Below are 12,609 nucleotides of genomic sequence, written 5' to 3' on the forward strand. Positions count from 1 at the left end.
ACCCCCCAGGCATCGAGCATTTCAATTGACTCGGAGCGCTCGTCAGTGAGTGAGCAGTGAGCAGTTTGTTTCATGCCCCGATCGAACCAGCGCTGCTACGCTTTCATTTTCTCGAATGGAGTCGAAGCGATGCCCCCACACGAATACTCTCTCCCAGATGTCCTAGAGCGCATGTATCACAATCAGCTCGCCTTGGAAGCTGCGCTAATGGAACTGACCTTGGTGGTCGAAAGCCAAGGGCATGCCGACGCCGGCGACAACATTCGGACCGCGCTGGAGACGATCGGCGAAAACGCCGGGCACATCAATCAAGGTTTCGCCCGACTGAAAGCGCAAGGGGCGCAGTAAGCAACCCCGAGTCAGGAGTGCATATGGACGATGACTGCGAAGTGGTGTTCGTAGCAGGCCTGGGCAAGATGCTTGGCCGAACTGAGGCATCGGTCAGAGAGGGGATTCGCCGCGGCGTGGACTGGTTGCCCAAGAGTTTCAGGATGGGCACCAGACATTGCTGGCTCAAGGAGGACGTGCGGGAGTTTCTGCGGGGGTGCCGGGACGGCGAGAACAAGACGCCGAAGATCGGTAGACCGCGGCAGGCACCGCCAACATTGAGAGATATCAGGAAATGACAGCGAGCATCGATCGCTTCATGCGCCTCGACGAGGTGCTGCACACCACCGGTCTGGGCCGAAATACGGTTTATCGTCGCATCCGGGAAGGCACCTTCCCAAAACAGATCAGGATAGGGCCTAACTCAGTCGCTTGGCGTCAGTCAGCAATCGCTAAATGGATGCATGACCTGGGCCTAGCCGGCGAGTCACGTCTGGATGGCGGGACATTGCCAGCAACGTGCGCGGCGCGCTAAAAACGCTCGACGATAACCTGGTGTTCATTCGCCAGGCCATTGCTGAGCTGACCGTCGCCGGCAGTCTGGGCAAGGCGTGAGGAGCGCTACGGATTCAAGGCAGGGCTAGGATTTCTAATCTGTTGGAGTTGGCCACAACCAATGAATGTGCGGACTTAGCCTGTTACAGCACAGTGCCAAATAGGGCATACGAGGCAACGAATGCTGATGCAATAATTATTCGATAAAAATCATAGTGTTCGCTCATTCACGACTATGCAGCGTGCTTTTGAGAGGGGGTGACCAGCTTTTCATCCTGAGTATTTAATAAGCTGGCTATGCGCCAATCTGTTCGTGGTGCTATCTTACGTTTACCATCCTTGAGGCCTAATAAGGCCCCAAGCGATGGTAAATGTAAGATCTGAGCCATCAGGATGGTGTCTTAGAAGCATGCCCTGCGGGGCGAATAAAATTCGGAAAGCTGGGAAGCGTCCATGACACAGCGTTTTGCAAATCCTCCTTTGGTTGAGCTCGTTGCCGAGATTAGGTGGGGAGAGGCTGCATCAGCTAAAGAAGGCGGAGGGAATATCCCTTTCGCTATTTTAGGTGATGCCTTCGACAAGCACGCAAGCGCGGTCACAAGCGCCTTATCAGCGATTGGCTACGGCAATTCTGAGCGTCTCATTCCTCATGGCTTTCCTGTGCCGTCAGGTGTGCCTATTGTTCGTTTCACATATGCTGGTGGCGACGATAAAGCAGGCAGTGACCAGCTTTCCTCAACGGTACTCCAATTGGGCTCCGGCTTGTTCACCGTGAATGCTGTCCAACCATATAAATCTTGGGCGGACTTCAGTCCTATAGTTGAGAAAGGTATCACTCAACTATTGAGCACCCAGAGGGGAGCTGTATCGGGATATACATTAACCCTTCGATACGTAGACGCCTTCAAAAAAGAATTAACTGGCGACTTGTCTCATGAGGAGTTTTTGAGCGAAGTGCTGGGTATTAAAATTTCCTTGCCCGATGCTTTTGGCGAACACGCAACTTCAGCAAAAGTTGCCATCCCTGTCATTCAGATTGTTGTGCCACTCGAATTGGGTCAGCTTCAGATGCAGTTGGCGGATGGCAAGATCGAATCTGAGCCGGTGTATCTTATGGAGATTGTTGTTCACTACGAACGGCAAGTTGCTCCTGATGTTGCGGCGATTATGGATGCTTTTTCTCAGGGCAGAAAAATCGTCCATGACTTGTTTTTGAAGTTGACTATACCGCTTCATGAAAGGATGAAGCCCATTGAGGAGGCGAGATGAAAAATTCAATGCTGAATTTCACACCTGCTTTTGTAGGCTCGGCTCATACTAGCATCTCCACGATAACTGTAGGCCTGGATAGTTCAGCTGTTTATAATCTTTGCCGGAAGAGTGCGACGTTTGTTGGGCAATTTAAGGATTTCGTGCGAGCAGCGTATGATTCCTATCTAGATAAAGAGACCGATCTGACCGCATTTCATTTGTATCGGATTGCAGCACAGCATAGGGATCAGTTTTTAAGCAAATGCGAAGATTATGATTCGGTTTTCAGTACGGATATGATTGCGAAGCTTACCCATATTCATTTTTTAGGTGAAATGCTAGGTGAGTCAGCGTTCGATAGGCTCAGTGAGTTGGTCAAAGTTGAACACGACTGGGATGACGACGGCGCTAAGCAGATGTCTATCTCCTCTCTGAGCCTGTTCCATAAATTTGCTCTGTTATCTGAGATTGCCCCAAAAGATTTAGGAATATTTTTGGGCTTTGAGGGAGAAATCTTAATCAATTGGCACATGCACGATGGCAAGTTGATTGACATTGCTTTCAGGGATGAGCAGATTGAAATTTACACTGACCAAGGAGAAGAATTTTATTCTCCAGATGACTCAGAATTGTACGTATTTATAGAAAGAGTTAAGTGAAGTTATTGAATGGACAAAGATATTGCAGCGGAAGCAAAGGAATACCCCCTTCGCGAAGTTACTCTTCATGAGGGGGAGCATCTCGTTAAAGGCATGTATCCACCGCAGTGGATGCCAGACTTAAAGCGTGGTTCAGCCGGAATATTTGAAAAAAATAATACTTCAGTAACTAGGATGAACGAAATTGGCTTGAATGAAGCTATTAAGCTAGTTAAAGCTGATATTGAGATTAAAGACGGAGTGCCAAACGGCAAGATCACAGCAGCAGTTGGCGTGATTGCTGTTGCAGATGTTGTATCGATTGGAAAAACCCCATTGGAAGGAAAAAAACCTCCTCCTGTAATTCATTTTAGAGTTTACGAAGAAAAAACTGAAAAAAATGAACACCATGCTGAAATTGTTCCTTTTGAAGACATTGAGTGCAGCAAATTAAGGAAAAACGTTTCGACTGGATACAGTCGGAAGTTGCGAGACAAACTTCACAACTACCTCCTCAATGCAGAAGGAAATATTACCGAAGAAAATCCCCCGGATTCTTCTTCGGCAAATGACACGGGCACGACAGGACACTAAGTCATAAACGTCGATTAGGAGCATATCGTTGTTCCGAAATTCTGCTCGGTCTAAGCTAGGCTCCTAATATGCAGGTGTGCGTCCGTTTCATTCCTCTCTTTATCGAACCAGCCATCATCTATGTTCTTCGCGCGTCACTCAATGCTTGACAGAGCCTTGACGGATTTTCGCCAACCGATGCCACTCAAATAGCTCACAGCCCAAGGTCTGTGCGGCTTCCTGCGTGAAAAGGTAGTGTGTTGACGTAGATGCTCGTCAAGAATTTACGGGAGCGTCCATCGACCTCGCATCAGGTCGGAGCTGAGGTAAACGATTCGTTCACCCGGAACCGGCACCTGGTCGGCTTGCCCACTTAGCAAACTACCCAGATTCTGGGTATTAACTCATGTCCCGTTGCTAAATTTTGCAGGTCATCTGCTGGCCCTGATTCGCTCCTGCGCCATCATCAACCGCGCATCGAGGATAGAGCCGTGTCCGTTATTGACTGTGATTATCTACTCGCCGATAAGGATGTGCTCCCGAGGGAGTTAGCGTTGCTGATTGTAAGGAAGGCCAGCGCACTGGCGGCGGCATTCGAGGAGCAAGCGCTCGACCAGCTCACTAAGGACGCCTGGCGTGCCCTGTCGCGGGGAGCTGAGCCAATGCGTGTAATCCCGGAAATGCGCTTGTAGGCGGGAAGGGAATTGCCGGGATCTCGGTAGTTTTTCCAGTACCTGCCATACCGGAATGGGAGCCCAGGCTAATTGCGGAAAATCCCGGACATCACCTTTTCGCAAAAGCTCCCATGAATGACCACTACCCTGATCCGGAGCGGTGAAGATGACCACACCTTAAGTCGGTGACGGCTTCGACGAGTCAGGTTTACCACTCGTCGGGATCAGCAGAGCGCGAATCGGCGTCGTTTTCGGCCACTCTTAAGATGGTCGGAAGGGTGGGAGCATTTCAAAAAGAGAGTAGATTTGTGAGTAGATTTTAATAGCACCACTCACAAACCCGTTATAAAACGCGACCTACAGACAAAAGTACGATTCCGTCTCTGGCACCAAATACCGAAAACCCTGAATCGCAAGATTCAGGGTTTTTTTATGTCTGCGATTTAATCCCCCCTGCGCAACACCCTCCTCGTCATCCCCGCCGACCGTCTGCAATGCACTTCCCCGTCAGGTGTACTGGAAAATAGCGGAAATCTGTATCTCTCGCCGTGTAGGAAAAATCGCCAGTATTTGATCAGCCTTGGCGAGCCCGGGATGGGCTCTACTTTGTGCCGCAAAAATACTCTGCACGCTTCAACCAGGCAGAGCGCGATACCTGATTTTTTGAATAGATCGGCGTCCACCGAAAGGTCACTTCCCGTCCAGCTAAAAAATCTGAAAACAATCTGAACAGCGAACCGTGAACACTGTTTTTCAACACTCCAGGACTGATGCTGGCGAGCCATTGCGCCCGGCATAAAAGCGACGAAAGGGACGACGTATGATCAAACAGCTCATCAATGAAGATAGCTATGTGCAGATAGGGGATCTTTGCAGTGCCAAGATCCAGTTGAAAATCGAAGGATTGAATCCTGCCGGCTCCATCAAGCTCAAAACCGCACACGCGATCATCACAGACCTGGAAAGCCAGGGTTTGATTACCCAGAGAACCCGCTTGATCGAATCTTCGTCAGGCAATCTGGGGGTCGCACTGGCCATGGTCTGTGCGGCCAAGGGCTACAAGTTTGTCTGCGTGATCGATCCGAACATCTCTGCTCCGAACAAAAAGTTGATGCACGCCCTCGGCGCCGAGATGCTCATGGTCGAGCAGCGCGACGAAAACGGGGGCTATCTCAATTCGCGGATTCGTTTGATCGAGCAACTGGTCGCCGACAACTCCGACTACATCTGGCTCAATCAATACAAGAACCCGGTCAATCCCCTGGCGCACTATCAAGCCACGGCCAGATCGATTGCCCACAAGTTTGCGCATGTGGATTACCTGTTCGTCGGCGCCGGTACGACCGGCACGCTGATGGGCTGCAAGAACTACTTCGCCGAACATCATCCACACACCAAAGTCATTGCCGTCGATACCGTTGGCTCGGTCACGTTCGGCTTGCCGGGCGGGCCGCGCCATATCCCGGGACTGGGCACCAGCCGCCGCCCGGAAATATTCGAGCCTTCCGGCATTCACGACTTCTTGTCCATACCCGAAGAACAGACGATCAAAGTCTGCCGCTGGCTGGCGCAACGCTATGGGCTGCTCTTCGGCGGCTCCACCGGCACGGTCCTCGCGGGCATCCAGCAATGGGCGCCGCACATCCGTCCTGACGATGTGGTTGTGGCGATTTCACCCGACATGGGTGAGCGCTACCTCGAAACCATCTACTCCGACGACTGGGTCACCCAACGCATCGGCGCAACGGCGTTGCAACCACTCTTCCCTGAAATCGCTCTGTTACTTTCGGCGTAATCCGCAATGACCAATCAGACTTTGATTCAACCGTTCCATGTGATTCCAGGCGCAGCCATCAAACACATACTCGGCGGACTTCATCAAGAAGCCATCGAGATCGTTGCCCAGACTTACTTGACCCATGAACGCGGGGAAACCGTTAACCCGGACAGTTACTTCCTGCGTTTCCCGGAAGAGCCGGCGAACCGCATCATTGCGCTGCCGGCGGCAATCGTCGACAGCGAGGGCGATCAATCGGTGTCCGGGATCAAGTGGATAGCCAGTTACCCCGACAATATCAAGGCGGGTATTCCGCGTGCTTCCGCAGTCCTGATCCTCAACGATCCGCACACCGGTTATCCCTATGCGCTGCTCGAAGGCGCGCTGATAAGTGCTGTCAGAACGGCGGCGTCTGCAGTGCTCGGTGCCTGGTGGCTGAATGGCCAAAAGAAAAGCGCACAGACGTTGTCGATCATCGGCGGCGGGGTGATTTCCCGGAATATCCTGCAGACATTCATCGCCGACGATTGGTCGTTCGACAGTGTCGGCATTCATGACCTCAATGCCGAGTCAGCCCACGCGCTGGCGGCATTCGGTGAACAACTCGGGCTGCCGGATGTGCAGACAGTGTCCCTCGATGATGCGCTGTGCGCCGACATCGTGGTGTTTGCGACCAGTGCAGGCACGCCCTACGTCAACCAGCGCGGGACCTTCCACGCCGGGCAAATCGTTCTGAACATCTCACTGCGCGACATCGGCGCGGACATCATCGAACAAAGTTACAACTACTTCGATGACGTGACTCACTGCCTGAAAGCCAATACCTCGCCGCATCTGGCCGAGCAGAAGTTCGGTCATCGCGATTTCGTCACCGGCACCGTGGCTCAGTTGATTCGCGGTGATGTGCGTATCGCCACAGACAAACCGTTGATCTACTCGCCATTCGGCATGGGCATCCTCGATCTGGCGCTTGGCCGGATGATTCACGACATCGCGGTCAAGGACGGCTCGGCAGTGGAAATCCCATCGTTCTTCGGGGAGGAGCGCAGATGGTGAAGGCTGCCCTGCACATCGGCCTGGTGGGCTGCGGATCTCGCGGGCTGTCGATCTTCGAGCGCCTGCTGAGCCTCAGCGAACAACGGCCCGAGCAACCCGTCGTCATCGACATTTTTGATCCCAATGTGCTCGGCAGCGGCGCGCATTGGCCGGATCAACCCGACTACCTGTTGCTCAACACAGTCGCCGGGCAACTCGGGGTTTTTCCAGATGCCCCGGCTCTGGGAAATCTGCCGGATGCACGCGAAAGACCCGGTCCGGATTTTCTCGCGTGGTGCCACGACCAGCGCATCAAGGTCGATCCGGACAGCGGGCTGCTTGCGCTCGATGGGCGTGATGTCGAGCCGCAGGACTTCCTGCCTAGGCACTTGCTCGGTGCTTACCTGGCCGATGCATTTTCACAAATCCTGGCAACGGCACCGGCCTGGGTCAGCGTGCGCCTGCACCATCAGGCCGTCACGGCTATCGAAGCCGGTGAAGGGCAGCAATATCTGCTGAAAGTGGCATCGGGTGCTGCGGTGAGCGTGGATCGGCTGATCCTGACTGTCGGCCATACCGGCCGCGTGCGTCCGTCCGATGAGACTCGCATCGACGACGTCTATCCGCTGCCCGGCAGCCTCGTCGCCATCGAGCCAGGCGAAACCATTCTGATCGAAGGACTTGGGCTGGGCGCCATGGATACCCTGGCCGCGCTGACCTCTGGCAGAGGCGGTCACTACAAGCGTATGGCCGACGCCAGCCACGTTTATCATCCTTCGGGCCATGAGCCGGTGATCCTCATTCAGTCGCGTGACGGCCTGCCATTTCGCACCCGCCCCAACGGGCTGACTGAATGCCCACGGCATCAAGCCGTGCTCCTGACGAGTTCGCGCATCCAGGCCTTGCGCGAGAATGCGCAGAATCGCCAGCTGGATTTCGAGAACGACATTCTGCCGATCATGCTCCTTGAGATGCGCGCGGCAGCGGTTGCCGTGATGCACGCCCAATCAGAGCCGCAGCAATACCAGGAAGTGTTGAACCGGCTCAGAAGTGTCGCCGCTGCAGGCCAGGCCGGCATCGTTGCTTGTGAGGCCTTGCTGTGCGAATACGAACAGACATGCGGCGCGATAAATCCGCTGGCGCTGATCTGCCATGCGCTGCCCGAGACCGTCACCGCCCACAATTACCATTCGTGGATCTACGAAACCATCGAAGTCGATCTGCACGAGGCGCGGCTTGGGCGAGCGCAATCGGCAATCAAAGCGGCCATCGAAGTCTGGCGCGATCTGCGCGACCGCCTGCGTGAAGCGGTCGACTTTGACGGACTGACGGACGCCTCGCACCGTCAGTTCTATGGCCGCTGGCACAAGGCAATCAACCGGCTCGTCGCCGGGCCTCAAAAAGAGCGCCACGCTGATCTGCTGGCGCTGTGTGACGCCGGCCTGCTGACCTTCCTCAAGCCCGGCACCCAGCCCGCGACCGAGCATTACCGACGTGTCGCCGGATATGTCCAGGGCAGCGGCGTGACGAACAGCGACTGCGCGCCAGTACGCGATCTCGCCCGCCTGGGTTTGATCCGCCCGAGAACCAACGACGCAGGCATCGACGGCATCGATGTGGACGCCGCGTGTCATCCCAAGTCGAGTCAGGGCGAGCCGGTAGAAAACATCTGGGTACTCGGGCCGCTCGCCGAGGGCTCTTGCTATTACAACCACTACGTCACCTCGGCGGGCGCACCCTCGCGTCTATTCATGGACGCGCACCGGGCGGCCACTGCAATCCTTCAGGCAGGGACATCGGCATGAAACTTTTCTACCAGACGCATTCACCATACGCCCGCAAAGTGCTGGTGCTGGCGCACGAACTCGGGATCGCCTCGAGCCTGGAAGTCATCCATCACGAGACCAGCCCGACGTCGCCCAACGCAACCATCTACAAGGCCAACCCGTTGGGCAAGGTGCCGGTGCTGATACTCGACGACGGCAGCGCGCTGTTTGATTCGATCGTGATTTGCGAATACCTCGACAACCTGAATGACGCGCCGACGTTCATCCCGCCAAAAGGGCCGGCACGCTATGCAGCGCTGCAGCTTCAAGCCCTCGCTCAAGGCATGTGCGACGTCGGCATCAAGTTGCGCTGGGAAGTCGAGCGCCGCCCGCAAGCCTTGCGCTATCCGGCCTACGCCGACGGCCAGGCCTACAAACTTAAAGAGGCCTATCGCTTCATCGAGCAACACGTCGACCTCAATGGCCCGATCACTCTCGGGCACATCGCGCTGGCGACTGCACTCGACTGGATCGCCTTTCGCAAGCTTTCGGACTTTTCTGCTCAGCCACGCCTGAGCGAGTGGCATCAGACTTTTTGTGAGCGCGCTTCGATGCGGGCGACCGAATACTGCGGGCAGACTCACGATTAAGTTAAGGAAAACAGTGTATGAGTTCTCTCTTGTTGCAAATGTCACCGATCGGTCTGGTGATCGCGCTGATTCTGATCGTGCGCAGGCCTCCGGTACAAGCGGCCCTGGCGGGCGTCGCGCTGGTGTTCCTGTTATGGGTGCTGGGAGCGGCGGGACCGGTGTCCGAGGCAATCACCACGGCGATCTTTCAGGACACGACGATTCTGTTCCTCAGTACCGCTTGCGTGATCGTGCCGGGGCTGGCGTTCGTCATTCTGGTCGAGCGCGGTGGTGCGCCACAGGCCATTGGCGCCTGGGTCAAGGAACTCGGCTGGACTCCACCGGCGCAAGTCATTTTCATCGTTCTGGGCCTGGCGCCGTTGCTCGAAGCGATGACCGGATTCGGCGTCTCGCTGATCGCCACCGTGCCTTTGCTGATGGGGCTGTTCACGCGTCAGTCCGGGATGAAAATCGCCCTGGCCGGCATGGTCATCATGCCGTGGGGCACACTGGGTCTGGCCACCGTGATTGGCTCACTGCTGGCGCACATGCCGGCAGAAACACTCGGCAGCCATTCGGCAATCGTCAGCGCACCGGTATTTCTCTGCCTGGCCGCCATTGCCATGTGGCAGGCCGGCATCCGCACCATCACTCCGTGGCTCGGACTGATTGTCGTGACGGCGTTGTTCGTCGCGGTGCTGTTCTCCATCAACCTGTGGATCGGGCCTGAAGTTTCAGGTGTGCTCGCAGGCCTCGCGGTTGCATGCGTAGGTCTGGGTATCTCGTTCGCGCAGCGCAAAAAACTGGTGCGCTGGCCGAGCGCAGCATGGCCTTACCTGGCATTGCTGGGGGTGATCGTTGCATCGCGCGGGCTGTTCGTGCTGTCGGGTTGGGATGCGCTGTGGATCATCAAGGGTGAGCATGTTTCGTGGAAGCCACTGGCCTCCCCCGGGCTCGCGCTGCTGATCGTCACGCTGCTGATGTCGATCCGACAAGCCGCGACAGCAGGCTTCCCATGGAAGTCGCTGTTCAACCGGGCCAAATTTCCGGTGACCACGATTTTCCTGTTCCTGCTGCTTTCGCAGGTCATGGTCAACGCCGGATTTCTGGTCGAAGCACAGCGCACACTGCAGTCGCTGTCGGGTATTTCCCTGGCGCCGACGATCGCGTTGCTGGCGGGGATTGCCGGCTATGTCACCGGCTCCAACGTGGGCGGCAACACCCTGGTCATGCCGTCAATTGCAGCGCTGACAAGCGGCCACGGGCCTTGGCTGGCCGCAATGGTCAACAGCGCCGCCGGGCATGGAGCACTCGGATCGTTATCGATTCTTTCGCTGATTACCGGCCTCGCAGCCGCCAACCGCAAGGAAGAGAATAATCTGATCCGGTTCGCCTTCGGACTGGTTGCCCTCAACATCGCCATAGTTGCTGCAATGGGGGTGGTTTTACTTTATTTTCTCTAAAGTATTTCCAGAAATAACAAGAGAACTTATGGACAGGTTTGATTTACCGGACAAACGTTGGCGGATAGTCAAGGACTGGGTTATCCGTCAAATCGAGAGCGGTGAGTGGGCGGCGGAGTCGAAGCTGCCGTCGATCCGAACTCTGGCCCGACTGTTTGAGACCAGCATCACCACTGTTCAGCGCGCGCTGGCTGACCTGGAAGCTGATGCCTATGTTTCGACTATCCCGCGTGTCGGCTATTTCGTCTCGGCATCAGGCCAGGCCAAACCTGCCAGCGCTTTTGATTTCTCCGGTGTCACCGTCAACATTAATCACGCGGTGGTTGCGATGCTCTCGCAGGCGGCGTCGCGCACCACGGCGTCATTGAGTTCCGCCGTTCTGCACAGTGACCTCACACCGCACGTGCTCTTGAACAAATGCCTTTCGGTGCTGGCTGCCAAGGCTGACAACTCGCTGACCGGGCTGGTGGCGCCTCCCGGCTTGCCGGCATTGCGACGAAGAATTGCCGGGCTGATGCTGACGCGCGGCGTGGTTTGCGGGCCCGATGAAATACTGGTGACCTCAGGCGACACGATCGCACTGGAACTGGCGCTCGAAGCCGTCGCGCCGAGGGGCTCTACCGTCGCCATCGAAACACCGACCTACTACGGCATATTGCAGACCATCGAACGCTTGGGCATGCGCGCGCTGCCGATTCGCACCCACGGCGAAATGGGCATGGACGTCGACCATCTCGAAGAAGCACTGAAGCTGAAAAAGGTCGCGGTGATCTTTCTCAATCCGACCCTGCAAAACCCGCGCGGCTTCATCATGCCGGAGGCAACCCGCGCAAGACTTTCACGGGTTGCCCGCGAAGCTGATGTGCCGATCATCGAGGACGATATTTTCTTCGACCTGGTGCCTGAGGGCGAGCGTCCACGCGCCATCAAAAGCTACGACACCAGCGGTCAGACGATCTATTGCTCGTCATTCTCGAAAACGGTCGCACCGGGTTACCGCGTGGGCTGGTGTGTCGCCGGCAAATACCGGGATGCGATTCTTGCGCAGATGTTTTCACGCAACCTGGCGGTCTCAAGCCTTGCACAAAATGTGCTCAACGAATTTATCGGGCGCGGCTACATGGAAGAGCACTGCGCCAGACTCCGTGCGCAATTGGCCTCGCTCTCAACTTTCGTGGAAACACTGGTGCGCACGGACTTTCCCGTCGGAACCGTTTACGTCCCTCCACGCGGTGGATTCATCCACTGGATCGAGTTGCCCATGCACACCGACATGGCCGCACTGACGCGTCTGGCGCACGAGCGCGGCTGTCATATCGCAGGAAGCGGAATCTTCTTCGCCGACGGGCACCCGACCACAGGCCTGCGCATCTGCCTGGGAACGACGTTGTCACCGGGCGTCCTGCAGATCCTCGGCGTGATTGCCGAGTGCGCGCACCTCGCCGAGGGATATTCGCCAGTGCCGCAAAAACTTACCGAGCAAGCGCCAGAGTCTGCGGTCTCCTGACTGCAGCTGGATGTTCGCGAAGGCACCTGATGAATCAGAAAAGAACCCGCATCCCCCTGCCCCACCCACCGCCGTATCGGCAGAGCCGGGCGTCATTCTGGCTGCTCGTCCTGGTCGGCGTGCTGATCGCCTTCGCCTTCAGCGCGTCGGTTTACCAGAACATCGACAGCCTGCTCAGCGGCTCGATCACCACCACCAACCGCGGGCCGCGCTCGACCTACGCCCTGGCCCTGCAACCGCGGATGTACTGGTTCGAGTTCTGGCGTCAGTGCGTGGGCAGCGTGATGCTGCTGGTAGTCGGAGTGGTCGGGTTGTGGGTCTGGCGCAAGGCGAGCGAACCGACGGAAAAGCCCAAGGGTAAGGGCGCTCGCCGGTGAGCGGACCCGCTGTACGAAACGGACTACAGGTAAAACC

General features: G+C 56.2%; 13 protein-coding genes. All 13 read left to right on the forward strand.

The features are described from left to right. The first annotated feature begins 129 nt into the window (after nt 1-129). The 13 genes from ACP7BN_RS04300 (at nt 130) to ACP7BN_RS04360 (ending at nt 12,572) form a co-directional block, all read left to right on the forward strand. The gene (locus ACP7BN_RS04300) at nt 130-348 is read left to right on the forward strand and encodes a hypothetical protein (RefSeq protein WP_426201889.1); all 219 of its coding nucleotides are present in this window, start codon (nt 130-132) and stop codon (nt 346-348) included. A gap of 23 nt (nt 349-371) precedes the next feature. Further along, entirely contained in the window at nt 372-626 is a 255-nt protein-coding gene (locus tag ACP7BN_RS04305; protein WP_426201890.1) for a hypothetical protein, read from the forward strand. Continuing rightward, on the forward strand, nt 623-862 hold the full coding sequence (locus tag ACP7BN_RS04310) for a helix-turn-helix transcriptional regulator (protein ID WP_426201891.1): 240 nt from the start codon (nt 623-625) through the stop codon (nt 860-862). Before ACP7BN_RS04305 ends, ACP7BN_RS04310 begins: the two co-directional genes overlap by 4 nt. A 473-nt stretch (nt 863-1,335) precedes the next feature. After that, nucleotides 1,336-2,151, forward strand: a complete 816-nt coding sequence (locus tag ACP7BN_RS04315; RefSeq protein ID WP_426201893.1) for a TIGR04255 family protein — start codon at nt 1,336-1,338, stop codon at nt 2,149-2,151. Further along, nucleotides 2,148-2,792: a hypothetical protein gene (locus ACP7BN_RS04320; RefSeq protein ID WP_426201894.1), complete on the forward strand. Its 645-nt coding sequence runs from the start codon at nt 2,148-2,150 to the stop codon at nt 2,790-2,792. Before ACP7BN_RS04315 ends, ACP7BN_RS04320 begins: the two co-directional genes overlap by 4 nt. A 9-nt stretch (nt 2,793-2,801) precedes the next feature. Further along, complete coding sequence (locus ACP7BN_RS04325; protein ID WP_426201896.1) at nt 2,802-3,365, forward strand: hypothetical protein; 564 nt, start codon at nt 2,802-2,804, stop codon at nt 3,363-3,365. A 1,473-nt stretch (nt 3,366-4,838) separates the two neighbouring features. Next, nucleotides 4,839-5,813, forward strand: coding sequence for a 2,3-diaminopropionate biosynthesis protein SbnA (gene sbnA / locus ACP7BN_RS04330; RefSeq protein WP_426201898.1), 975 nt, complete (start codon nt 4,839-4,841; stop codon nt 5,811-5,813). A 6-nt stretch (nt 5,814-5,819) separates the two neighbouring features. Continuing rightward, nucleotides 5,820-6,851: a 2,3-diaminopropionate biosynthesis protein SbnB gene (sbnB, locus tag ACP7BN_RS04335; RefSeq protein WP_426201900.1), complete on the forward strand. Its 1,032-nt coding sequence runs from the start codon at nt 5,820-5,822 to the stop codon at nt 6,849-6,851. Beyond that, nucleotides 6,845-8,635, forward strand: coding sequence for an FAD/NAD(P)-binding protein (locus ACP7BN_RS04340; RefSeq protein ID WP_426201902.1), 1,791 nt, complete (start codon nt 6,845-6,847; stop codon nt 8,633-8,635). The genes sbnB and ACP7BN_RS04340 overlap by 7 nt, the downstream gene beginning before the upstream one ends. Continuing rightward, entirely contained in the window at nt 8,632-9,246 is a 615-nt protein-coding gene (locus tag ACP7BN_RS04345) for a glutathione S-transferase (protein ID WP_426201903.1), read from the forward strand. Before ACP7BN_RS04340 ends, ACP7BN_RS04345 begins: the two co-directional genes overlap by 4 nt. A 17-nt stretch (nt 9,247-9,263) precedes the next feature. Further along, entirely contained in the window at nt 9,264-10,688 is a 1,425-nt protein-coding gene (locus ACP7BN_RS04350) for a transporter (protein WP_420646819.1), read from the forward strand. Between the two features lie 28 nt (nt 10,689-10,716). Continuing rightward, nucleotides 10,717-12,195 (forward strand): PLP-dependent aminotransferase family protein, encoded by a 1,479-nt coding sequence (locus ACP7BN_RS04355; RefSeq protein WP_426201906.1) that lies wholly within the window; start codon nt 10,717-10,719, stop codon nt 12,193-12,195. Nucleotides 12,196-12,224: 29 nt separating this feature from the next. Further along, the gene (locus ACP7BN_RS04360; protein WP_426201908.1) at nt 12,225-12,572 is read left to right on the forward strand and encodes a hypothetical protein; all 348 of its coding nucleotides are present in this window, start codon (nt 12,225-12,227) and stop codon (nt 12,570-12,572) included. Nucleotides 12,573-12,609: the final 37 nt, after the last annotated feature.

The organism is Pseudomonas sp. TWP3-1 (assembly GCF_049896625.1).
Taxonomy (GTDB): domain Bacteria; phylum Pseudomonadota; class Gammaproteobacteria; order Pseudomonadales; family Pseudomonadaceae; genus Aquipseudomonas.

What these genes read in the sequence shown, in the direction of transcription:
- ACP7BN_RS04360 (WP_426201908.1), top strand. Translation starts at nt 12,225, where the DNA reads ATGAATCAGAAAAGAACCCGCATCCCCCTGCCCCACCCACCGCCGTAT.
- ACP7BN_RS04325 (WP_426201896.1), top strand. Translation starts at nt 2,802, where the DNA reads ATGGACAAAGATATTGCAGCGGAAGCAAAGGAATACCCCCTTCGCGAA.
- ACP7BN_RS04305 (WP_426201890.1), top strand. Translation starts at nt 372, where the DNA reads ATGGACGATGACTGCGAAGTGGTGTTCGTAGCAGGCCTGGGCAAGATG.
- ACP7BN_RS04345 (WP_426201903.1), top strand. Translation starts at nt 8,632, where the DNA reads ATGAAACTTTTCTACCAGACGCATTCACCATACGCCCGCAAAGTGCTG.
- ACP7BN_RS04310 (WP_426201891.1), top strand. Translation starts at nt 623, where the DNA reads ATGACAGCGAGCATCGATCGCTTCATGCGCCTCGACGAGGTGCTGCAC.
- sbnA (WP_426201898.1), top strand. Translation starts at nt 4,839, where the DNA reads ATGATCAAACAGCTCATCAATGAAGATAGCTATGTGCAGATAGGGGAT.
- ACP7BN_RS04300 (WP_426201889.1), top strand. Translation starts at nt 130, where the DNA reads ATGCCCCCACACGAATACTCTCTCCCAGATGTCCTAGAGCGCATGTAT.
- sbnB (WP_426201900.1), top strand. Translation starts at nt 5,820, where the DNA reads ATGACCAATCAGACTTTGATTCAACCGTTCCATGTGATTCCAGGCGCA.
- ACP7BN_RS04340 (WP_426201902.1), top strand. Translation starts at nt 6,845, where the DNA reads ATGGTGAAGGCTGCCCTGCACATCGGCCTGGTGGGCTGCGGATCTCGC.
- ACP7BN_RS04355 (WP_426201906.1), top strand. Translation starts at nt 10,717, where the DNA reads ATGGACAGGTTTGATTTACCGGACAAACGTTGGCGGATAGTCAAGGAC.
- ACP7BN_RS04315 (WP_426201893.1), top strand. Translation starts at nt 1,336, where the DNA reads ATGACACAGCGTTTTGCAAATCCTCCTTTGGTTGAGCTCGTTGCCGAG.
- ACP7BN_RS04350 (WP_420646819.1), top strand. Translation starts at nt 9,264, where the DNA reads ATGAGTTCTCTCTTGTTGCAAATGTCACCGATCGGTCTGGTGATCGCG.
- ACP7BN_RS04320 (WP_426201894.1), top strand. Translation starts at nt 2,148, where the DNA reads ATGAAAAATTCAATGCTGAATTTCACACCTGCTTTTGTAGGCTCGGCT.